This window comes from Bradyrhizobium sp. USDA 4452, assembly GCF_054063575.1.
Genome location: NZ_JBSSGK010000001.1, coordinates 2,068,331 through 2,089,263 on the forward strand (window position 1 = coordinate 2,068,331; position 20,933 = coordinate 2,089,263).

20 protein-coding genes are annotated in these 20,933 nt (G+C 64.9%); 10 read left to right on the forward strand and 10 right to left on the reverse strand.

The window, feature by feature from the left end:
* The first annotated feature begins 200 nt into the window (after positions 1-200).
* Complete coding sequence (glgC, locus tag ACVISU_RS09780; RefSeq protein WP_050401523.1) at positions 201-1,469, forward strand: glucose-1-phosphate adenylyltransferase; 1,269 nt, start codon at positions 201-203, stop codon at positions 1,467-1,469.
* Entirely contained in the window at positions 1,466-2,920 is a 1,455-nt protein-coding gene (gene glgA / locus ACVISU_RS09785) for a glycogen synthase GlgA (protein WP_456706793.1), read from the forward strand. Before glgC ends, glgA begins: the two co-directional genes overlap by 4 nt.
* A 7-nt stretch (positions 2,921-2,927) precedes the next feature.
* On the opposite strand, the gene ACVISU_RS09790 is transcribed toward glgA, so the two are convergent.
* The 4 genes from ACVISU_RS09790 to ACVISU_RS09805 form a co-directional block, all read right to left on the reverse strand.
* Positions 2,928-3,275 carry a hypothetical protein gene (locus ACVISU_RS09790; protein WP_456706794.1) on the reverse strand — a complete coding sequence of 116 codons (348 nt, stop codon included), beginning with the start codon at positions 3,273-3,275 and terminating at the stop codon, positions 2,928-2,930.
* Between the two features lie 150 nt (positions 3,276-3,425).
* Complete coding sequence (locus ACVISU_RS09795) at positions 3,426-4,571, reverse strand: serine hydrolase (RefSeq protein WP_456706795.1); 1,146 nt, start codon at positions 4,569-4,571, stop codon at positions 3,426-3,428.
* A 530-nt stretch (positions 4,572-5,101) separates the two neighbouring features.
* Positions 5,102-5,590, reverse strand: coding sequence for a DUF417 family protein (locus ACVISU_RS09800; RefSeq protein WP_050401526.1), 489 nt, complete (start codon positions 5,588-5,590; stop codon positions 5,102-5,104).
* 164 nt (positions 5,591-5,754) lie between these two features.
* Positions 5,755-6,390 (reverse strand): TetR/AcrR family transcriptional regulator, encoded by a 636-nt coding sequence (locus tag ACVISU_RS09805; RefSeq protein WP_050401527.1) that lies wholly within the window; start codon positions 6,388-6,390, stop codon positions 5,755-5,757.
* A 251-nt stretch (positions 6,391-6,641) separates the two neighbouring features.
* Between ACVISU_RS09805 and ACVISU_RS09810 the strand changes: the two genes are divergently transcribed.
* Genes ACVISU_RS09810 through ACVISU_RS09845 form a run of 8 tightly spaced genes read left to right on the forward strand, consistent with a single transcriptional unit; the run spans position 6,642 to position 15,399 of the window.
* Positions 6,642-7,952 (forward strand): phytoene desaturase family protein, encoded by a 1,311-nt coding sequence (locus ACVISU_RS09810; protein ID WP_456706796.1) that lies wholly within the window; start codon positions 6,642-6,644, stop codon positions 7,950-7,952.
* A 5-nt stretch (positions 7,953-7,957) separates the two neighbouring features.
* Positions 7,958-8,812 (forward strand): ABC transporter ATP-binding protein, encoded by an 855-nt coding sequence (locus ACVISU_RS09815; protein ID WP_456706797.1) that lies wholly within the window; start codon positions 7,958-7,960, stop codon positions 8,810-8,812.
* Positions 8,809-9,600 (forward strand): ABC transporter ATP-binding protein, encoded by a 792-nt coding sequence (locus ACVISU_RS09820; protein WP_050401617.1) that lies wholly within the window; start codon positions 8,809-8,811, stop codon positions 9,598-9,600. The genes ACVISU_RS09815 and ACVISU_RS09820 overlap by 4 nt, the downstream gene beginning before the upstream one ends.
* On the forward strand, positions 9,600-11,534 hold the full coding sequence (locus ACVISU_RS09825; protein WP_456706798.1) for an AMP-dependent synthetase/ligase: 1,935 nt from the start codon (positions 9,600-9,602) through the stop codon (positions 11,532-11,534). Before ACVISU_RS09820 ends, ACVISU_RS09825 begins: the two co-directional genes overlap by 1 nt.
* Positions 11,535-12,407 (forward strand): branched-chain amino acid ABC transporter permease, encoded by an 873-nt coding sequence (locus ACVISU_RS09830; protein ID WP_456706799.1) that lies wholly within the window; start codon positions 11,535-11,537, stop codon positions 12,405-12,407.
* Positions 12,407-13,453, forward strand: coding sequence for a branched-chain amino acid ABC transporter permease (locus ACVISU_RS09835; RefSeq protein WP_456706800.1), 1,047 nt, complete (start codon positions 12,407-12,409; stop codon positions 13,451-13,453). Before ACVISU_RS09830 ends, ACVISU_RS09835 begins: the two co-directional genes overlap by 1 nt.
* Positions 13,454-13,487: 34 nt before the next feature.
* Positions 13,488-14,648 carry an ABC transporter substrate-binding protein gene (locus ACVISU_RS09840; RefSeq protein ID WP_456706801.1) on the forward strand — a complete coding sequence of 387 codons (1,161 nt, stop codon included), beginning with the start codon at positions 13,488-13,490 and terminating at the stop codon, positions 14,646-14,648.
* A 4-nt stretch (positions 14,649-14,652) separates the two neighbouring features.
* A complete protein-coding gene (locus tag ACVISU_RS09845) occupies positions 14,653-15,399 on the forward strand; it encodes an NAD(P)H-dependent oxidoreductase (RefSeq protein WP_456706802.1) in 747 nt (248 codons plus the stop codon).
* A 9-nt stretch (positions 15,400-15,408) separates the two neighbouring features.
* Here ACVISU_RS09845 and ACVISU_RS09850 read toward each other — a convergent pair whose 3' ends face one another.
* The 6 genes from ACVISU_RS09850 to ACVISU_RS09875 are packed head-to-tail and all read right to left on the reverse strand — an operon-like array spanning position 15,409 to position 20,851.
* A complete protein-coding gene (locus ACVISU_RS09850; RefSeq protein WP_083992345.1) occupies positions 15,409-16,602 on the reverse strand; it encodes an acyl-CoA dehydrogenase family protein in 1,194 nt (397 codons plus the stop codon).
* Entirely contained in the window at positions 16,599-17,534 is a 936-nt protein-coding gene (locus ACVISU_RS09855; RefSeq protein WP_456706803.1) for an alpha/beta hydrolase, read from the reverse strand. The genes ACVISU_RS09850 and ACVISU_RS09855 overlap by 4 nt, the downstream gene beginning before the upstream one ends.
* Before the next feature lies 1 nt (position 17,535).
* A complete protein-coding gene (locus tag ACVISU_RS09860) occupies positions 17,536-18,285 on the reverse strand; it encodes an SDR family NAD(P)-dependent oxidoreductase (RefSeq protein ID WP_456706804.1) in 750 nt (249 codons plus the stop codon).
* A 1-nt stretch (position 18,286) separates the two neighbouring features.
* Positions 18,287-19,081, reverse strand: a complete 795-nt coding sequence (locus ACVISU_RS09865) for an enoyl-CoA hydratase/isomerase family protein (protein ID WP_456706805.1) — start codon at positions 19,079-19,081, stop codon at positions 18,287-18,289.
* A 13-nt stretch (positions 19,082-19,094) separates the two neighbouring features.
* The gene (locus ACVISU_RS09870; RefSeq protein WP_050401537.1) at positions 19,095-19,592 is read right to left on the reverse strand and encodes an aromatic-ring-hydroxylating dioxygenase subunit beta; all 498 of its coding nucleotides are present in this window, start codon (positions 19,590-19,592) and stop codon (positions 19,095-19,097) included.
* On the reverse strand, positions 19,592-20,851 hold the full coding sequence (locus ACVISU_RS09875; RefSeq protein ID WP_456706806.1) for an aromatic ring-hydroxylating oxygenase subunit alpha: 1,260 nt from the start codon (positions 20,849-20,851) through the stop codon (positions 19,592-19,594). The genes ACVISU_RS09870 and ACVISU_RS09875 overlap by 1 nt, the downstream gene beginning before the upstream one ends.
* Positions 20,852-20,933 lie beyond the last annotated feature (82 nt).

Here is a 20,933-nt window from a genome sequence, read left to right on the forward strand (position 1 = left end):
TAGGCCGAAATCGCGCGCCGTCAATAGCCTTAACCCGCCCGCAACCCCGATCTTCACGAGAAGGGGTTGCGGGAACGAAAGTCTGTCATCCCGCTTTGCTCAACCGGGGCGCGCTTGCTACGTTCCAATCGGCCCCGTTGGCGCCGATCAGGCCTTCCGGACGAGAGAAGGCAGCGGGGCCGGCCTGAAGTTCTGGGAGGATGACCGTGAGATCAGTCGGAAATGAACCATTGTCGCGTCACGCCCTCGCTTTCGTGTTGGCCGGCGGACGCGGCAGCAGACTTCAGGAGCTCACCGACAGGCGCGCCAAGCCGGCGGTGTATTTCGGCGGCAAATCCCGCATCATCGATTTCGCGCTTTCCAACGCGGTGAACTCGGGCATCCGCCGCATCGCGGTGGCGACCCAGTACAAGGCGCACAGCCTGATCCGCCATCTGCAGGGCGGCTGGAACTTCTTCCGCCCGGAACGAAACGAGAGCTTCGACATCCTGCCCGCGAGCCAGCGCGTCTCCGAGACGATGTGGTATGTCGGCACGGCGGACGCGGTCTATCAGAACATCGACATCATCGAGGCGCACGGCACCAAGTACATTCTCGTGCTGGCCGGCGACCATGTCTACAAGATGGACTACGAGATCATGCTGAAGCAGCATGTCGAGAGCGGCGCCGATGTCACGGTCGGCTGCCTCGAGATGCCGCGCGCGGAATCCTCCGGCTTCGGCATCATGCATATCGACGAGACCGGCCTGATCCAGTCGTTCCTGGAGAAACCGGCCGATCCGCCGCCGATGCCCGGCAAGCCCGACAAGTCGCTCGCCAGCATGGGCATCTATGTCTTCAACTCGGAATTCCTGTTCGACGAATTGCGCCGCGATGCCGCCGACCCGAACTCGGCGCACGATTTCGGCAAGGACATCATTCCCTACATCGTCAAACACGGCCGCGCGATCGCCCATCAGTTCAACGATTCCTGCGTCCGCTCCGGCGACGATCCGCGCGCCTACTGGCGCGACGCCGGCACCGTCGATGCCTATTGGGGCGCCAACATCGACCTCACCGATGTCGTTCCGGAGCTCGATCTCTATGATCGGTCGTGGCCGATCTGGACCTATGCCGAGATCACTCCGCCCGCCAAGTTCGTTCACGATGAGGAAGGCCGCCGCGGCCAGGCCGTGACCTCGCTGGTCTCGGGCGCCTGCATCATCTCGGGCGCGTCGCTGCGCCGCTCGCTGCTGTTCACCGGCGTCCACGTCAATTCCTACGCCAATGTCGAGAACGCGGTGATCATGCCCTATGTGAATGTCGGCCGCGGCGCACGGCTCAGAAACGTCGTGATCGATCGCGGCGTGCGGATTCCGGAAGGGCTCGTGGTCGGCGAGGATCCCGAGTTCGACGGCAAGCGCTTCCGCACCACCGAGAACGGGATCACGCTGATCACCCAGTCGATGATCGACAGGCTCGAGACATGACACCCATCCGCGTCCTCGCGGTCGCCTCGGAAGTCTACCCGATCGTCAAGACCGGCGGCCTTGCCGACGTGGTCGGCGCGCTGCCGGCGGCGCTCGGGCAGCACGGCGTCACGACGCGGACGCTGGTGCCCGGCTATCCGGCCGTGCTGAAGGCACTCGCCGCGTCGGAAACGCTGCTGCACTGGGGCGAGTTCTACGGCGGGCCGATCCGCCTGATCGGCGGCTCGCATGGCGGCATCGATCTTCTCGCTCTCGACGCGCCGCATCTCTATGCGCGCCCCGGCAATCCCTATCTCGCTCCCGACGGACGCGACTGGCCCGACAACGGCATCCGCTTCGCGGCGCTGTCGCGGATGGCGGCCGAAATCGGCCGGGGTGCAATCGAGAGCTTCGTGCCCGACATCGTGCATGCGCATGATTGGCAAGCCGGACTCGCGCCGGCCTATGTGCATTATGGCGGCCAAAAGCGGCCGGGCACGGTGATGACCGTGCACAACCTCGCTTATCAGGGGCAATTCCCGCCGGACATGCTGGCGACGTTCGGCCTGCCCGGTGAGGCATATTCGCTGCACGGCGTCGAATATTACGGCACCATTAGTTTGCTGAAGGCCGGCCTGCAATTCGCCGACCGCATCACTACGGTGTCGCCGACCTATGCGCAGGAGATCCAGAGCGACGAAGGCGGCATGGGACTCGGCGGCCTGCTGCGCGAACGCGCCGGCGTGCTGAGCGGAATTCTCAACGGCATCGACATCGATGTATGGAATCCGGCCACCGATCCCGACATCGCAGCGCGCTTCAGCGCCGGGGACACGGCCGGGCGCGCAGCCAACAAGGCGGCGCTGCAGCGACGCTTCGGGCTCGATCCGGCGCCGGATGCGATGCTGCTCGGCGTCATCAGCCGGCTGTCGTGGCAGAAGGGCCTCGACCTGCTGCTGGAGAACATTCCGACATTGCTCGGCGAAGGCATTCAACTCGCGCTGCTCGGCAGCGGCGATCGCGACCTGCAGGATCGCTACGCCGCGCTGGCGCGCGACAATCCGGGGCGGATCGCGGTCGTGATCGGCTATGACGAGGCACTGGCGCATCTGATCCAGGCAGGCTCTGATGCGCTTGCGGTGCCGTCGCGGTTCGAGCCGTGCGGCCTCACCCAGCTCTGCGCGCTGCGCTACGGCGCGGTCCCGATCGTTGCCAATGTCGGCGGCCTTGCCGACACCGTGCTGGGCTTCGACGATGCCGCGATCACAGGCAGTGCCGCAACCGGCGTCAAATTCGCGCCCGTGACCTCGGAGGCGCTCGCCCACGGCCTGCGCACGGCGAACCTGCTGTTCAACGACAAGGTGACCTGGCGCCGGCTGCAACAGGCCGGCATGGCCACCGATGTCTCCTGGCACAATCGCGCCGGCCGCTACGCTGCGCTCTACCGCGAGCTCGCCGCGGCGCGGGGATGAAGCGCGATCAATTCAACAGATCGCAGGACGCGATGCGGTTGATATCGGCCAGGCGCCGGTCGGGATTGCCCTTGAGATCGAGGCTCGCGACGAGATCGAGCAGCCGGCCATAGGCACGGTCGGCGACCGCGACGGGCAGCGGCTCCTCGTCGAAGATTTCGACGTAATTGCCGACGAGACCGCTCAGCAGCCGGCAAACGCCGCGTTGCTCCGGGTCGTTCTTGCCCAGGGTCTCGAGTTTTTGCTGGAAGGTCCTGAAGGTTCGCAAGCCGTGCGGCTGTCGCGAAAGCCAAGCGTGAAGATCAGGAGCGTGTAGATCAGGAGCGTGCAAATCGGGATTATGTAAATCAGTCATATCAGCCTCTTCAAGCAGGAGAAGAAGCTACCGGCTTATACGGCCGATCTCGGTTCCGCGCCATGACAGTTTTTGCATGCACCCCCTGCCCGGCCGCGCAGGCCGTGTCATCGGATTGGCACGCAGCGTCGCTAGGCTATTCTGGTTTGGTTAGAGCCGCGCGAGTGCCGGCAGAATCCTGTAGCGCGCGATCTCGTGCGGATAGTCGCCGCGATTGGCGAGCAGCACGATGCCGAACCGGCGCGCCGGCACCAGGCCGATATAGGCCGAGGCATTGTTGAGACCGCCGGGCTTGTCGATGACGGTGACGCCGTCCAGCCGCACATGCTCCCACGCCATCGCCTGCCCAAACTCCGCATCGACACGAAAGCTCTCGCGCATGGTCATCTGCAATGCCGCGCGCAGTTGCGGATCGATTACCGCGCCGTCGAGACAGGCGCGCAGCAAGATGCCGAGATCGCGCGCCGACGAGAACATTTGGCCGGTGCCGGGAAAATCGTAATAGCTCTGCTGATTGCCGGGTGGACCGATCGCCGTGCCGTCGTGGGCGTAGCCCTGGACCATGCGCTGCATGATCTCCGGCGGCATCGCCGCGCGATTGTCCTCGTCGCGGTCCGGAACGAAGGTCGAGGTCATGCCGAGCGGCTTGAGGATGCGACTCTCGATCAATGTCGCGATCGGCATGCGATAGCGCTGCTCCAGCACCAGCTGCAGCAGGACATAGCCGGCATGGCTGTAGACGCGCTGCTTGCCCGGCTGCTGCCCTTTCTGGGGCGTCCAGGCATTGAGCATCGCGATGAACTGATCGCGGCTGAAGCTCTCGTTCGGCCAGGGCGGATGATCGGTCGGCAGCAGCAGCCCCGATGTATGGTTGACGAGCTCGCCGATGGTGACGCGGCCGACATAGCCGGCGTGCAACTCGGGCAGATACTTGCCGACGGGATCGTCCAGCCGCAATTCGCCGCGCTCGGTGCCGAGTGCGACCAGTGTCGCCTCGAACAGCTTGCGCAGCGAGGCGAGGTTGAACAGCGTGTCGGAGGTGACCGGCCGCTTTGCCGCTGCGTCAGCGAAGCCGTAGTTGAAGAAGGCGACCCGACCACCAGCATAGACCGCCGCGGCCAGGCCACCCGGATCGACCGCGGTTGCGGTCGGCGCCAATTCCGTCGTGACGATGTCCCTGATCTGCGCATCCATGTCGGGATCAGCCCGCGCTGCCGTCAGCACGCTGGCGGCAACGGCAAGCAGGACAGCCGCGATCCGGGCGAAGAGCCATTGTCTGAAAGTCCAGTGTTTCATGAAGAACGAATCGGGACGCCGTTTTGAAGTGACCGGCAGGAGAAGCTGTTCAGCCATCCAGAGATGGCGACACCGTGATCCTGCCGGGTGCAATTCACGCGCCCGAGTTCACGATCGTGCGTGTTTCACCGTTACCCGTTCCGTCCGGGAAGGGGCGGCCCGATCGCTGTTCCGGCGGTCACTGCCGGAAACCGCGATCGCGACCGCCCTCCCACTCCAGCCACGGCGCGGGAACTGCAATGGAACTAAGAAATGCGGTGCATTTAAAAATGCGGGGAGCGTGCCGCGACGGAGAGGCAATACCAACGCTTACCGCTCTCGCCGCCGATATATCTGGTCTCGCCACATTCCGCTCCCGATCGGGGACGGTTTCTTACTAGCAACAATTCGTCAATCAACGGTTGAGTAGGCCCATCAGGTTCGATTTACAAGACACGGCTGCGTGTGACGAATTGTCCTGTTCCAGATGCCCGATACAAGCGATGCGCGGTTAGGCGTGGATTAACCATCGATCACACCACGTGTGAGACTTATGTCGCGCGCGACCCGACGATCGACCGCGGCAACGACGCCAGCAGCAGCACCAGGCAGACACAGAGCAGCACGATGTCCTTGAACAGGAACTCGCCAGCCAGATTCCAGGCCATCGGGTCGGTCGACAGGCTCCATTTCACTACACCCGGTGTCGTGAAGAAGAACGACCAAGTCACTGCAAAGGTGATCACGCCCATCAAGGCGCCGATCGCAGACAGGATCGGGCTGAACGCGCCGGCGGCAAGCAGCACGGCAATGCCGAACTCCGTGACGCCGAGCACATAAGCCTCGCCGCGAAGGCCGAACACTGACAGCCACGAGACGAACGGGCTGTTGCTGATGAATTGCACGATGCCTTGCGCCGACTGCAGCGTGAACTTCTGCATGCCGAACGACACGAAGATCACCACCATGACCCAGCGCAGGATCGCAAGCAAACGATAAGACCCCTCGCCGTGTTCGGCGATTTTGAACGACAGATCCATGCGGATGTTTCTTTCCTTGCTACGGTGCCACCATCGGCCGCGGCTGCGGCGCTCTTGGCAGGACTACGCAGCCTGCCTCCAGGCGCGTTACGCACGGGACCGGCAGCAGCCTTCACAAGAATGTGCGGACGGGGTGAAGGGCGGTCGCCGCCGCGGCGACGGCCTCACGCGCGCTGGCGCAGCGGCCGCGCGGCATCCTTTGCCGGCACAGGCATCGTGAAGCCGTACAGGAACAGGTCCACCACCATGTCGGCGAACTCGCCGGGGTCGACGCCGCCCTTCGGATCGTACCAAGTGTGGCTGAAGTTCAGGATGCCGAACAGCATCATGCTGTAGATCTTCTTGGTTCGCTTGACGATCTTGCCTTCCTTGTCGAGCTTGACCAGGAGGTCCGAGACCGTGTCGACCAGCTGACGCTCCAGCGCCTTGATCGCATCCTGCTCGGTCTCGCCGAGGAACGAGAGGTCGTTGAGGATGACGCGCTGCTCGTCGCTCGAGCGCGCATTGAGCGCGACGATGGCCTGGATCGCGGCGCGGAACTGCTCCAGCGTCGCCGTCTTGCCGGCCATCGCGGCCTCGACGTCGGCGATCATCTCGCGGATATGTGCATCGAGGATCGCGAACAGGATCGCTTCCTTGGAGTCGAAATAGTGATACAGCGCGCCGCGCGACAGCTTGCAGGCATCCGCAAGGTCGGCGATCGAGGCGCGCATGTAGCCCTGCCGTGCGAACAGGCCGCAGGCGGTGGTGAGGATGCCCCGCTGGATCTCGTCGTAATTTTCTGAGCGCGTCCGCGCCATTACATTCTCTCTTGCGCACCTTCGGGGCCGCCGGAATCGGACGGCGCCCGTCTCTCTATACTACCTCAGCTCCACGCCCTCCTCCTCTTTGCGGGCACCATCCACCAGAACTGATCGAGTAAGCCACGCCGGTTCATTGACCTGCGTCAAAAAATAATTTGAACGACCGGTCGGATTATATTAGAGTGCCCGCCATCAAGCAAGCGGATTGCACGCCGGGACCAACCCGGCGGCATCGAGGGAGGCTGCCCGTGGATTCTCAGAAGGTCGATGCTGTCGTGATCGGAGCCGGGGCCGGCGGGCTGTGCGCCGCGGCGCGTCTCGCCCATGGCGGGCTGCATACCCTCGTCGTCGACGACAAGGATCGGCTCGGCGGACGCGCCTCGACCGAGGAGATCGACGGCTTCAAGGTCAATATTGGCGCGATCGCAATCGAGTTCGGCGGCGTGTTCGAGGAAACCTTCCACACCGTCGGCGCCCAGCTCGATATCCGCGCGCCGGAGCCTGCGAGCTCGTTCTTCATCGACGGCAAGGTGATCGATGTCGGCCGCGGCGGCTGGTCGCTGCTGCTCGGGCAGCTGACCAAGCAAGCCTCGCGCATCCTGGAGAAATTCGCCGATGCCCGCTCCGGCAACCTGCCCGACGGGCGGCAATCGACCGAGGACTGGCTGAAGGGCTACACCAGCAACGCCACCGTGCACGCGCTGTTCCGCAATCTCTGCGCGGCGATCTTCGCCTGCAACGCCGCCGAGCTGCCGGCCCGCGCCTTCCTCACCTACTTCACCAGCAAGGGCGCCTTCAAGAAGTTCGGCTTCTGCCCGCAGGGCACGATCGGCGTCTGGAACAGTCTTGGGAGCGCGATCCGGCGCAATGGCGACATCTGGCTCGGAACGCCCGCGACCACGATCCACACCGCCAACGGCCGCGTCGAGGGCGTCACAGTGCTGCGCAACGGCGAAAAGACGCGGATCGACACCGATCTCGTCATCAGCAATGCTGGACCGAAGGCCACTGTCGCGCTGGCCGGCAGCGCGGCGTTCCCGGCTGATTACATCGCGAAGGTCAAGAACGACCTTCGCCCGGCCGCCAATATCGTCATCAACGTCGCGAGCCGCGAGCCGCTGATCAACCATCCCGGCATCGTCACCTTCGGCAAGACGCGCCGGCTCTGCAACATGGCGAACCTCACCGCCACCTGCCCCGAACTGGCGCCGCCCGGCTGGCATCTTTACGTCGCATATGCCGTGCCGGTGCCGGCGCTCGGGGATTTCGACGCCGATACCGAAGTCGCGCTCGCGCTCGAAGATCTTCGCGAGCAGTTCGGCAATTTCGACCAGGCAAGAATCCTGTCGATCCGGGTGATGCGCGACGATTGGCCGGCGCAACGCAGCTGTGCCGGTTACGACCTGCCGCGCGAGACCGGCATCGAAGGCCTGTGGTGCGTCGGCGATGCGGTGAAGCAATACGGCAATGGCGGCACCCAGGCTTGCGCCGAGACCGCCAAGATCGTGACCGATGCGATCTTCGCCGCGCGGCCGCGTCGATCAGCCGGCCGGGTCTGAGCACGATGCCGACGACCATCCCGCATCCGATGCCGCAGGCAGCGCCCCACGCCGTGCCGGCGCTGGATGCCTTGCTCGAATTCCGCAACATCCGGATCGTCTACGACAACGCGATCGAGGCGATCCGCGATGTCTCGATCGCAGTGCCCGAGGGCAACATCGTCGCCCTGCTCGGCTCCAACGGTGCCGGCAAGTCGACACTGCTGAAAGCGATGTCCGGAATCCTCTACACCGAGGAAGGCGTGATCGAGAACGGCAGCATCCGCTTCCGCCACGACGAGGTGCATCGACTCGCGCCAGACGAGCTGGTCCGCCGCGGCATCGTGCAGGTGCCGGAGGGCCGCCGCGTGTTCGCGGCGCTGACCATCGACGAAAACCTGCAGATGGGCGGCTACATCAGGACCGGCGCCGAAGCACGCGAGCGCCGCGACAAGGTGTTTGCGCTGTTTCCGCGGCTCTACGAGCGGCGCGACCAGATCGCCGGCTATATGTCCGGCGGCGAGCAGCAGATGCTCGCGATCGGCCGCGCGCTGATGACCGATCCGGCGTTGCTGGCGCTCGACGAGCCCTCGCTCGGCCTCGCGCCGCTGATCATCGACCGCATCTATGAGGTGATCGTCCGGTTGCGCGATGAGCTGAAGATGACGGTGCTCTTGGTCGAGCAGAACGCGCAGCGCGCGCTCGACATCGCCGACTACGGCTACATCCTGGAGACCGGCCGCGTCGTGCTCGACGGTACGGCAAAGAAGCTCACCGCCAATGAGGATGTCCAGGAGTTCTATCTCGGCGTCTCCTCCACTGGCCGCAAGAGCCTGCGCGACGTCAAGCACTACAAGCGCCGCAAGCGGTGGCTGTCGTGACGACGCTGCTTACAGTCGAGAACCTGTCAAAACGCTTCGGCGGCCTGCACGCAGTCGCCGATGTCAGCCTGCGTGTCGCACCCGGCGAGATCTGCAGCGTGATCGGCCCGAACGGCGCTGGGAAGACCACGCTGTTCAACATGATTTCAGGCGTGCTGCGGCCGAGCGGCGGCCGCATCAGGTTCGACGGCATCGACCTTGCGACCATATCGCCATGGAAGTTCGCCGCCGTCGGGATCGGCCGCACCTTCCAGAATCTGGCGCTGTTCAAGCACGGCACCGTGGTCGAGAACATCCTGACCGGACGCCACACCCATCTGCGCTCGACCGTGCTCGACGCCGTGGTGTTCTTCGGCCGCACCCGCAAGGAGGAGATCGCGGCCCGGCAGCGCGTCGAGCACATCATCGAGTTCCTCGAGATCGAGCATGTCAGGGACGCCGTGGTCGGCACGCTGTCTTACGGCCAGCAGAAGCGCGTCGAACTTGCCCGCGCGCTCGCCTGCGAGCCGAAACTGCTGCTGCTCGATGAGATGGTTTCCGGCATGAACCAGGAGGAGACCGAGGACATCGCGCGCTTCGTGCTCGATATCCGCGACGAGCTCGGCATCACCGTCGTGATGATCGAGCACGAGATGCGCATCGTGATGGACATCTCCGACCGCATCCATGTGCTCAATTTCGGCCGCAAGATCGCCGAGGGCACGCCCGACGAAATCAGGCGCGATCCGGCCGTCGCGGACGCCTATCTCGGCGGCCAGCGCGCCGAAGCGATGAAGGCGGGCGCCTGATGTCGACGATGGACAGCCTGCGCACCACCCATCCGCCGCTGCAAGCCAGCGCCCCGCGCATCGCAACCGTGGCAGGAGCCGATGCGCTGCGGGCGGCGCTTGCAGATGCCGCCATCACCATCCCGCAATTGCTGCGGCAGCGTGCCGCCATGCATGGCGATGCGCTGGCGCTGCGGGAGAAGGATTACGGCATCTGGAATCCCTATTCCTGGCAGCACTATTACGAGACCGCGCGCGCGGTCGCGCTCGGCCTGCTCTCGCTCGGCATCAAGTCCGGCGACCGTGTCGCGATCGCCGGTGAGAACACGCCGGAATGGTTTTATGCCGATCTTGGCGCCCAAATGATCGGCGCGGTCGCGGTCGGCATCTATCCGACCAATCCCTGGGTCGAGCTGCAATATATCGTCAAGCACTCGGGTGCCCGTATCGTCGTTACCGGCGATCAGGAGCAGACCGACAAGGTGCTCGATGCGATGGCCAATAATGGCGGCCTGCCGGACCTCGAGGCCATCGTCTGCATCGACATGAAGGGCCTGCGGCACTACCGGCAATCGGAACTGATGTCGTTCGACGCACTGTGCGAACGCGGCAAGGCCTACGCCGAGGCGAACCCGGAGGCCAATGTTACTCTCGACCGCCTGATCGGCCAGGGCGCGCCCGACGATGTCTGCATCCTCGTCTACACCTCCGGCACGACGGGCCCGCCCAAGGGCGCGATGCTGACCCACCGCAATCTCGTCTACGCCGCCTATGCCTACGCCAAGACCGTCGGGATCGCTGACAAGCCGCTCGAGGCGGTCAGCTATCTGCCGCTGTGCCACGTCGCCGAGCGCTGCTACGGCACGGTGACGCATCTGGTGCTCGGCGGCACCGTGTCCTTTGCCGAGTCGATCGATACGGTCGCGATCAACATCCGCGAGATCGCGCCGACCTTCTTCGTCGGCGTGCCCCGCATCTACGAGAAGCTGCAACAGGGCTTTTTGTTTCGCCTTGGCGAAAGCGGCCGGCTGCGGCAGGGCTTCACCAAGGCCTGCCTCGCCTGGGGCCGCACGCTGTCCGATCGCCGGCAGGCCGGCAAGGCCAATGTGCTCGATCGTGCCGCCTACGGGCTGCTTTATCTCCTGATGTTCCGTAATCTGCAGCGCCATCTCGGCTTTGCTTATAGCCGGCACCGGCTGTGCGCCGGCGCTTCGATCTCGCCGGAGACGTTGCGCTTCTTCGACATCATCGGCCGCCCGGTATCGCAGGGCTATGGCCTCACCGAAAGCGGCGGCGTCGCCTTCATCCAGACCGAGAGCCACCATAGGATCGGCGGCTGCGGCGTGCCGCTGCCGCAGACCGAGTGGAAGTGCGAGGCCGACGGCGAAATTCTGTTGCGCAACCCCGGCGTCTTCAAAGGGTACTTCCTCGACGAGAAGGCGTCGACAGCCTCGCTGGAACAAGGCGGCTGGCTGCGCACCGGCGACATCATCGACATCCTCGACAGCGGCGAGATCGCCGTGGTCGACCGCAAGAAGGCGATCATCATCACCGCTGGCGGCAAGAACATCGCCCCGTCCGAGATCGAAAACGCGCTGAAGGATTCCGAATTCATCAAGGAAGCGATCGTGGTCGGCGAGGCCAAGAAGTATCTCGGCGCCATCGTCCAGGTCGACTACGACAATGTCGGCCGCTGGGCCCGCGATCGGGCGCTGGCCTACACCAACTACAAGTCGCTGTCGCAGCTGCCTGAAGTGCACGAGCTGGTCGAGCGCATCGTGGGCGAGACCAACAAGCGCTTCGCCCGGGTCGAGAACATCCGGCGCTTCGCCATCCTCGAGAAGGAGCTTGACCATGACGATGGCGAGCTCACCGCCACACAGAAAGTGCGCCGCGCCATGATCGAGAAGAAGTTCGCGCGCGAGCTTGCCATCATCTACCAGGCGGAGGGTTGAATGCAGTATCTCATCGAGCTGCTGATCTCCGGGCTCGCGATCGGCGCGATCTACGGCCTGATCGCGATGGGCTTTGCGGTGATCTACAAATCCACCGGGCTGGTCAATTTCGCGCAGGGCGAGATGACCATGATCACGGCCTATATCGCCTGGACGATCTCGACCACGGTCAGCGGCAATGTTTTCGTCGTCGCAATCGGCGCGATCCTGGCGGCGGTCGTGCTCGGCCTCGTCATCGAGCGGCTGGTGATGCGGCCGATGCTGGGCGAGCCGGTGTTCGCGACCGTGATGGTCACGATCGGGCTTGCTGTGATCCTGCGCTCGGCGATCAATTTCGTCTGGGACGCCTATCCGCACGCACTCGACATCGGCATGGGCCGCGGCATCGTCCACCTCGGCGGCATCGGGCTGCGCACCGGGCAAATCGCCGTCATCGTCACGCTGCTGGCGCTGCTTGCTGCGATCTGGGCGTTCTTCCGCTACAGCAAGGTCGGCGTCGCGATGCGCGCGGTCGCGTCCGACGATCGCACCGCGCTGTTGATGGGCATCAGCGCCACAAAGGTCCATGCGCTGGCCTGGGCGGCGTCGTCGGTGATCGCCGGCATCGGCGGCGTGTTCTTCGCGCTGTCCTATGACCTGTCGCCAGCGATGTTCCAGCTCGGGCTGAAGGCGTTTCCGGCCACGATCCTCGGCGGGCTCGATGCCGTGCTCGGCTCCGGCCTCGGCGGCCTCCTGATCGGCATCACCGAAAACCTCGCCGGTGGTTATCTCAGCTCCGGAATGAAGGAGGTGGCGGGCTTCGCCATGATCATCGTCGTCCTGATGGTCCGCCCGTTCGGCATTTTCGGCGAGCGCGACATCGAGAGGGTGTGATGCGGACCGGTGATTACAAGCAAACCTATGGCGAACTCGTCGCGCTGATCGACTCTCCGCCAGTGTGGCTCTGGTCGGCCGTGCTGCTGCTGGCACTGATCGCAGCGCCCTATCTACTGAACTCTTACGCGTTGTCGTTCCTGATGATCATCCTGATCACGACGACCGGCGCGCTCGGGCTCAACATCCTGACCGGCTACACCGGCCTCATTTCGCTCGGCCATGTCGGCTTCCTCGTCACCGGCGCCTATGCCTACGCGGTGCTGGTCTCGAAGTACCACATGCCACCACTGGTCGGCTTCCTCGGCGCCGGCGTGGTGCCGGCGCTGGCGAGCCTGATCGTCGGCGCGCCATCGCTGCGGCTCAAGGGGCTCTATCTCGCCATCACCACGCTCGCCTTCTCGTTCATCATCAACACCGTGATCCTCGAGATGCGCTGGCTGACCAACGGCGCCCGGGGCATTCAGGTGCAGCGGCCGGAGATCCTCGGCATCAGCTTCGACAGCGACGCGGCTTTTACCTATCTCTGCCTGGTCGTCGCGGCGCTCACGCTGTTCGCCACCCTCAACATCCGCCGCAGCCGGGTCGGCCGCGCCTTCGTCGCGATCCGCGACAACGACACCGCGGCCCGCGTGATGGGTATCAACCTGCACGCCTACAAGCTGTACGCCTTCGTTACCTCGGCCTTCATCACCGGCATCGCCGGCGCGCTCTACGGCATCTATCTGTCCTTCGTCAGCGTCGAAGGCTTTCCGTTCCTGCTCTCGATCGAGGCGCTGGCGATCCTGATCGTCGGCGGCCTCGGCTCGGCGCTCGGCGCCGTGCTCGGCACCATCTTGATCGTGCTGCTGCCGGAGGCGACCAGGCTCGTCTTCAGCCTGTTCAGCGCGCAGATGGACGCAACCTTCACGACCGGGGCGCAGGAGCTGAAGAGCATGCTCTACGGCCTGGTCATCATCCTGTTCCTGCGCTTCCAGCCCCGCGGACTGGTCGGCGCCTGGCACGACATCAAGCGGGCCTGGGTGCACTGGCCGCTGCGCTACTAACAAAAAAAACACGTAACACCATGAGGAGGAGACAATGATCAGACATCTGGCGGCAGCCGCGCTGCTGCTTTCCACGGCCTCTCTTGCCATCGGCCCTGCTGCCGCCGCCGATCCCGGGATCACCGACACCGAGATCCTGATCGGCGACGTCGAGCCCCTGACCGGGCCGCCCGCGTTGCTCGGCGTCGCGGCCTCGATCGGCCACAAGATCGCGATCGCAGAAGCTAACGCCGCCGGCGGGATCAACGGCCGCAAGATCAAGTATGTGCTGGAAGACGACGGCTACGTCACCGCGCGCACCATCCAGGGCGTCAAGAAGGTGATCGACGTCGACAAGGCATTTGCAATGATCGGCATCTCCGGCTCCGGCCAATCGATCGCGGTGATGCCGCTGCTGGAGAAGTCGGGCATTCCGACGGTCATCGACGTCGGGCCCGTCAAGCCGCTGTGGGAGCCGCCGCGCAAGAACGTGTTCGTGGTCGGCCAATCCTACGAGGAAGGCATCGTCGATCTCGTCAACTTCCTCGCTGACAAGAACCCGGGCAAGAAATGGGGACTGATCACCCAGGACGACGATTACGGTGTGGCTGTGCGCGACGGCTTCGATTCGGTGGTCAAGGCCAAGAAGCTGAATGTCGTCTACAGCGGCAACTACAAGAAGGGCCAGCAGGACTTCTCGTCCGACATGCTGCAACTGAAGGAATCCGGCGCCGAGGTGTTCCTGGCCGGCGGCATCATCGCCGAGAACATCGCGATGATGAAGGAGATCGAGAAGCTCGGCATCAAGCCGGTGACCGGCATCTTCTGGCCCGGCCGCGTCGAACCGGTGCTGAAGCTGATGGGCCCGGCCGGCGACGGCATCTACGCGGTCGACTATGTCGAACCGTTCGCGGGCGCCGCCGGCAAGGCGTTCCTCGAGAAGGCCAGGCCGCTGGTGTCGGAGGCCGAGTTCAAGGGCATCAACCGCTACACCATGACCGGCTATGCTGCCGCCAAAGTGCTGATCGCGGCGATCGAGCGCTGCGGCAAGCAACCGACCTGGGCCTGCACCATCTCCGAGCTGGAGAAGACCAGGAATGTCGAGACCGGCGTGATGGCGCCGATCAGCTTCGGACCCGGCGTCCGCTTCTCCAACCAGAAGCTGCAGATCATGCAGGCCGACACGGCGACGCTCAGCTTCAAGCCGGTGAACTAGAACCATGAAGGTCCTGATCGTCTTTGCCCATCAGGAGGCGCAGTCGTTCAACGCCGCACTGCTGGCGCGGTCGGTGGCGGAACTGAGCGCACTCGGGCATATGGTCAGGATCTCCGATCTCTATGCCATGCGCTTCAACCCGGTGGCGACCGCCGAAGACTTTGGCGAGCGGCGGTTCCCTGACCGGCTGCAATATGACCGCGAGCAGAAATACAATCTGCAACAGGGGGCGCTCAGCGGCGACATCGCCGCCGAGATCGAGAAGCTGCTGTGGTGCGACATGCTAATCCTGCAGTTTCCGCTATGGTGGTTCTCGGTTCCCGCCATCATGAAGGGCTGGATCGACCGCGTGTTCGTCAATGGTGCGGTCTATGGCGCCGGCCGCCGTTACGACACCGGCGGCCTTGCCGGCCGCCGCGCCATGGTCGTGACCTCAACCGCCGCCTATCCTGGAATGTGCGCACCCGACGGGCTGGTCGGCGCGCTCGACGTGGTGCTGTGGCCGATCCAGAATGGCACCCTGGCCTATGCCGGCTGCAAGGTGCTGCCGCCCTTCGTGTCGTATTCGGTGAACTTCGTCGACGAGGCGACGCGACATCGCTACCTCGACGACTACGCCGAGCGGCTGCGTCAAATCGAGATCGCCGAGCCGTTGTTCTTCCATCCGCTTGCGGATTTCGGCCAGGATTGGCGGCTGAAGCCGGGGATCACGCCAAGGACTGTTGGGCAGGGCAAGCCGACGGCGCCGTAGGTCAATCGCTCACATCCGCTTGGCGACTTCCTCCAGCATCACTTCGGTGGCGCCGCCGCCGATCGTCAGGACCCGCGCGTCGCGCGCCATGCGCTCGATCGGCGTGCCGCGCATGAAGCCTGAGCCGCCGTGCAATTGCAGGCAGCCATGCACGACCTCGTGCAGCACCTCAGGCGACAGCGCCTTCACCATCGATACTTCGCGAAGACAATCCTTCCCGGCCGCCGCGAGCTCGGCGGCCTGATAGGCGAGCGCCCGTGCCGCTGCCGCCTTCGCGGCGAGCTGGGCGAGCTTCAGCCGCACGCCCTGCTGGTTCCAGAGCGGGCCGCCGAATGCCTGCCGCGTCTTCACATAGTTCGTCGTCAGCTCGATCGCCTTGGCCGACTCGCCTGCGCAGATGCCGCCGATGCAGATGCGCTCGTTCTGGAACGTCTCCATGATGCCATAGAAACCCTTGTTCTCCTCGCCGAGCAGGTTTTCCGCCGGCACGCGCACGTCCTGGAAGCCGAGCTCCGCGGTGTCCGAGCAGAGCCAGCCATGCTTGTCGAGCTTGGTTGCCGTGATGCCCGGCGTGTTGCGCTCGAGGATGAACAGCGAGATGCCGCGGCTGCCCTTGGCATGCGGATCGGTACGCGCGGCGACGATCAGGATGTCGCCATAGACCGCGTTGGTGATGAACATCTTGGCGCCGTTGATCACCCAATGATCGCCCTCGCGCCGCGCGCGCGTCTTGAGGCCGGCAACATCCGAGCCGGCGTCGGGCTCGGTCACGGCGATCGAGCAGACCGTCTCGCCGCGGATGATCGCGGGCAGATATCTCTGCTTCTGTTCCGGCGTGCCGCGCAGGCTGATGTGCACCGCGGACATGTCGGTATGAACAAGGATCGACGAGGTGAAGCCGCCGAAGCTCGAGCGCCCGAGCTCCTCGGCGAACACCATCGAGGCCAACGGTCCCATATCGGTGCCGCCATACTCCGTCGCATGGCGCATGCCGAGGAAACCGAGCGCACCCATGCGGCGATAAATCTCGCGCGGGATCTTGCCGTCGCGCTCCCACGCCTCGGCATGCGGCACCACCTCCTTCTCGACGAAGCGGCGGACCTGCTCGCGCAGCATACGCAGTTCCTCGGGCAGATTGGGCGGCTCCGGGAAATGGAATTCGGTCTCAACGAGCTGGCACGGATCAGAGGTCATGACGTTCATTGTGGTGCCCTCTCGTAGCTGATGTGAAGATGGCTGCGCAGAAAAGCTGCAAGGGATGCGATCGCCTCGCGCGCGTGCGGAATCTCGGGGAACATCTGGAACACGTGAATCATGCCGTCCCAGACCTGGAGTTCGACTTCACAGCCTGCGGCCCTGGCCCGCGCGGCAAGGTCAACCGAATCGTCGCGCACGGTTTCGCGGTCGCCAACCTGAACAAGGAGCGGTGGCAGACGAGTGAGATCGGCATAGAGCGGCGAAGCCAATGGATTACGGGGATCGCCGTCCTTGCCGAGATAGTTCCTCGCCAGCGCCAGAATCATCGCGCGCTGATGGATCGGATCGGCCTCAGCCCGGCTCTCGTAGCTTGCGCCGCTCGCGGTGAGATCGGTCCAGGGCGACATCAGCGCGCCGGCAGCGGGGAGCGGCAGGCGGCGATCCCTCGCCGCGAGCATCGTAGCGAGCACAAGATTGCCGCCGGCGGAGTCGCCGGCGAAGACGATATCGGCAGGACGCAGCCCTTGGCGGCGCAGATAGTGGTAGGCAGCCAGTACGTCATCGAGCGCCGCCGGAAACCGGTGCTCCGGCGCCAGGCGATAATTGATCGAAAGCACACGGCAGCCGGACGCATCGGCAATTCGCGCGGCCAGGTCGCGATGCGAGGCGACCGAACCGATGCGGAAACCGCCGCCGTGAAAATAGAGGATCGCCTTGTCGTGCGGTGCGCCCGACGGGACGAGCCATTCGCCGTCGACGCCGCCGGCGGAGACCGGCTGGCACATCACCGGCACCGAGCAGCCGTCGAAGGCCGCATCCCAGTCGCTACGCATCTGCGCGACGGTGGTGTCGCGGGTCCAGCTGCGATAGATCGCACGCAAGCGCTCGATCGCGCGTTCGACCGGATCGATTGCGATATCGTCGCCGCCGCTCGCCATCTCAGCCGCCGATGCCCATGCCGCCGGACACGCCGAGCGTCTCGCCGGTGACATAGGCGGCCTGGTCGGACGCCAGGAACAGCGCGGCGGCCGCAACCTCCTCCGGCTCGCCGAGCCGTCCGAGCAGCGTCGCGCCAGTCATCGCCTGCAGGATCTTGTCGCCGCACTTTGCGACGGCCTGTTCCAGCATCGGCGTGCGGATCGGCCCCGGCGCGATTGCGTTCGCGGTGATCCGAAAGCGCGCATTCTCGCGCGCGATGCTCCGGGTGAAGGAGATCACGCCGCCCTTGGCCGCGGAATAGACCGCGCCGCCCTTCGAGCCGAGCCGGGCCGCCTCCGAGGTGACATTGATGATGCGGCCGAACCGCGCCGCCTGCATCGCCGGCAGCGCCGCGTGGGTGCAGGCCAGCACCGAGGTGAGATTGACCGCGATCAGGCGCGTCCAGTCCTCTGCTGACGTGTCGGTGAAGAAGGCATGCTGATCGATGCCGGCATTGTTGACGACGATGTCGAACGGGCCGTCCTGCGCCATCACGGCTTGCACGGCCGTGGCATCGCTGACATCGAGCCCGGCAGCCACTCCGCCGGTCTCCCGCGCAAGTTCCGCGGCCGTGGCGACGTCGAGATCGGCGATCACGACCCTGGCGCCCGCGCCGGCAAAACTGCGCACGATCGCGGCGCCGATGCCGCGCGCACCGCCGGAGACGAAGGCGCGGCGGCCATCGAGACGTCCGAATGGCAAGGCCGCCACGTCAGCGCCCCTTGAATACCGGCTTGCGCCGCTCGATCACCGCGGCGAGCCCTTCGCGCGCATCGGCCATCCCCGAGAGCTCGGCGACGGTGCGCGCCTCTTCCGACAGGCATTGCTCGATGCTGCTGCCGGTGCCGGCCCAGACCAGGCGCTTGGTTGCCGCCAGCGCTTTCGGTGCACCGGCCGCAAGCTCGCGCGCCAGCGCAAGCGATGCAGCGGCAAGCTCGACATCGGGCACGACCTTCGTGACGATGCCCATTTGCAGCGCCTCGGCGGCCGGGATCACCGGGTTGGTCAGCAGGATCGACATCGCCCGCCGCAGGCCGACCAACCGCGACAACGTCACCGAGACGCCAGCATCCGGCGCCATCGCCACCCGCGTCGCGCCGGCGAGGAATTTTGCCGATTCCGCCGCGATCACGATGTCGGACGCGCAGACCAGGCCGAAGCCGCCGCCCCCCGCCGCGAAGCCCTGCACCGAGGCGATCACTGGCGCCTCCAGCCGCAGCAATCCGGTCACTGCATTCTGAAGGTACGCGGTGGCCTGGCGGATATAGTCCGGCAGCTTCTCGCCCTTGGAGGCAAAGGCGCGGACATCGCCGCCGGCACAAAAGTTCGTGCCCTCGCCGCTCAGCAGCACGACGCGAAGATCCGGATGGCCGTGACAGACCATGATGGCGTCGCACAGCGCGCTCAGGAGCTCGGCGCTCATGCCGTTGGCCGCGTCAGGCCGGTTGAGCCGCAGCCGCGCGATGCCGTCGGTGATGTCGAGCAGGACGGGACCCTTGTCGATCATGGCGAGACCTTCCCTAGACCAGGAATGACAGCGTGTAGATCGCCTTGTCGTTGTTGACGAGGATGACCTTCTTGCTGGCCATCCGCAATTCGCCGTCGACATGGCGCAGCCGGTATTCGTTGCGCGCCGCCCACAGCGTGTCGTCGCGCAGGCTCGATTCGAAGATCAGGCTGTTGCTGGCTACCGCGATATCGCCATCGTCCGGCTGCTCGTCCATCAGCTCGATGTTGGAGACCAGCCGGCGCAGGTTCGACTGCGGCGTCTGGGTGAAGTGCTTGCCGGTCATCAATTGCCGAACGCGCAGCGCGATCCGCGAACGGTTGTCGTAGATGATCGACATCTGCCGCTCCGGATCGATGTCGGCGCCATTGGCCGGCACCCAATAGATCCCGTCGTCGGTCCAGAGCCTCTCCCAGGCCTCGTACTGATGCTCGTCCTGCAATCGCGCCTCGCGATAGAGGAAGGCGGTGACGGCGCACATCAACGTGGCGCTGCTCTCGCGCGACAACATCAGGCCGGCTCCATCAGCTTGCGATAATGGGTCCAGATGCCGCGCGACGGCACCTCGTCCGTGACGTGGCCGACCGTGAAGCCGAGCTCGTCCTGCCGCTGGCGCTTCTCGCCGCGGCCAAGGAAGATCCATTCCGGATTGCGCGCCAGCACGCCGCGATGGCAGCGCTCGTACATTTCGGAATCATCTGCCAGCAGGAAGCCGGCCGGGCCGACCGAGCCCATGGTCTGCTGGCGCAGCCTCCGGTTCAGGTCGGGCGCGCCCTTGAACTGCAGTGCGGTGACATGCTGCACGCTGTCGTCGACGCCGAGCGGCTGGATCACGAACATCTGGATCTCGGCGATGAACAGGTTCGGGAAGATCATCACATGCGGCGTGCCGTCGATCATGATCTCGCGCGCCGCGGTATCGCCATAGGCGGCCTTCATCCGCGCTGTATAGTCCGGCAACCGCTCCTCGCTGGTGCCGAACCAGCTCATCGGCGCGTCGCGCTTGCGGAACTCGGGCCGCAGATCGATCTCGGTATGGCCGTTGCCGTAGTCTCGGGTCAGCGCGGTCGAGGCGCCGCCATAGAGCTTGCCGATCATGCTGTCGGCGACACCGAAGATCGAGGTGTGCACGAAGGCCGGGTGATAGCCGTCGCACTCGTTCTCCAGGATGAACTTCCAGTTCGCCTTGACGCGGTGCTTGAGGAAGCCCGCGGTGATCTCGACCTCGCCCTCCGGCGACGATCGTACCAGGCGATCGATAGTCTCGGCGGCGCCGCCGAGATGTTCCCTCAGGGTCGGGCCATCGGCCGCGAACGAGCCGAACACGAAGCCGCGATAGGACTCGACGCGCGTCACTCGCCCGAGCGCCAGCTGCGCCTTGTCCTGCCCCTCGTAGCCGTCCGGGAAGGCATAGCCGACCAGGCGGCCGTCATTGGCGAAGGTCCAGGAATGGAACGGACAGGTGAAGGAGCGCGCATTGCCGCGCTCGAAAGAGCAGACCTGGTTGCCGCGATGCGAGCAGCGGTTGAGCAGCAGATTGACCTTGCCCTGCTCGTCGCGCGTCATGATCACGGATTGCGGGCCGATCGACTTGACGACGTAGTCGTTGGCGTTGGGCACCTCGCTCTCGTGCCCGACATAGACCCAGGTCCGGTACCAGATGTTCTTGAGTTCGGCCTCGAAGATCTCCGGATCGGTGTAGAGCGATCCGTGCACCCGGTCGGGTCGGATCAGCCGCTCCCATGGCGAGACGCCGGTCATCATATTCATCGCTCCGTCTCCCTCGCCGGCCGCTTGCGCGGATGCTTTCACCGGCCGCCAATAATAATCCGAACGACCGTTCGGTCAATAA

Excerpts from the sequence above, each read along its gene's own strand:
- glgC (WP_050401523.1), top strand. The coding sequence starts at position 201 with ATGACCGTGAGATCAGTCGGAAATGAACCATTGTCGCGTCACGCCCTC.
- glgA (WP_456706793.1), top strand. The coding sequence starts at position 1,466 with ATGACACCCATCCGCGTCCTCGCGGTCGCCTCGGAAGTCTACCCGATC.
- ACVISU_RS09790 (WP_456706794.1), bottom strand. The coding sequence starts at position 3,275 with ATGACTGATTTACATAATCCCGATTTGCACGCTCCTGATCTACACGCT.
- ACVISU_RS09795 (WP_456706795.1), bottom strand. The coding sequence starts at position 4,571 with ATGAAACACTGGACTTTCAGACAATGGCTCTTCGCCCGGATCGCGGCT.
- ACVISU_RS09800 (WP_050401526.1), bottom strand. The coding sequence starts at position 5,590 with ATGGATCTGTCGTTCAAAATCGCCGAACACGGCGAGGGGTCTTATCGT.
- ACVISU_RS09805 (WP_050401527.1), bottom strand. The coding sequence starts at position 6,390 with ATGGCGCGGACGCGCTCAGAAAATTACGACGAGATCCAGCGGGGCATC.
- ACVISU_RS09815 (WP_456706797.1), top strand. The coding sequence starts at position 7,958 with ATGCCGACGACCATCCCGCATCCGATGCCGCAGGCAGCGCCCCACGCC.
- ACVISU_RS09825 (WP_456706798.1), top strand. The coding sequence starts at position 9,600 with ATGTCGACGATGGACAGCCTGCGCACCACCCATCCGCCGCTGCAAGCC.
- ACVISU_RS09830 (WP_456706799.1), top strand. The coding sequence starts at position 11,535 with ATGCAGTATCTCATCGAGCTGCTGATCTCCGGGCTCGCGATCGGCGCG.
- ACVISU_RS09835 (WP_456706800.1), top strand. The coding sequence starts at position 12,407 with ATGCGGACCGGTGATTACAAGCAAACCTATGGCGAACTCGTCGCGCTG.
- ACVISU_RS09840 (WP_456706801.1), top strand. The coding sequence starts at position 13,488 with ATGATCAGACATCTGGCGGCAGCCGCGCTGCTGCTTTCCACGGCCTCT.
- ACVISU_RS09845 (WP_456706802.1), top strand. The coding sequence starts at position 14,653 with ATGAAGGTCCTGATCGTCTTTGCCCATCAGGAGGCGCAGTCGTTCAAC.
- ACVISU_RS09850 (WP_083992345.1), bottom strand. The coding sequence starts at position 16,602 with ATGAACGTCATGACCTCTGATCCGTGCCAGCTCGTTGAGACCGAATTC.
- ACVISU_RS09855 (WP_456706803.1), bottom strand. The coding sequence starts at position 17,534 with ATGGCGAGCGGCGGCGACGATATCGCAATCGATCCGGTCGAACGCGCG.
- ACVISU_RS09865 (WP_456706805.1), bottom strand. The coding sequence starts at position 19,081 with ATGATCGACAAGGGTCCCGTCCTGCTCGACATCACCGACGGCATCGCG.
- ACVISU_RS09870 (WP_050401537.1), bottom strand. The coding sequence starts at position 19,592 with ATGTTGTCGCGCGAGAGCAGCGCCACGTTGATGTGCGCCGTCACCGCC.
- ACVISU_RS09875 (WP_456706806.1), bottom strand. The coding sequence starts at position 20,851 with ATGAATATGATGACCGGCGTCTCGCCATGGGAGCGGCTGATCCGACCC.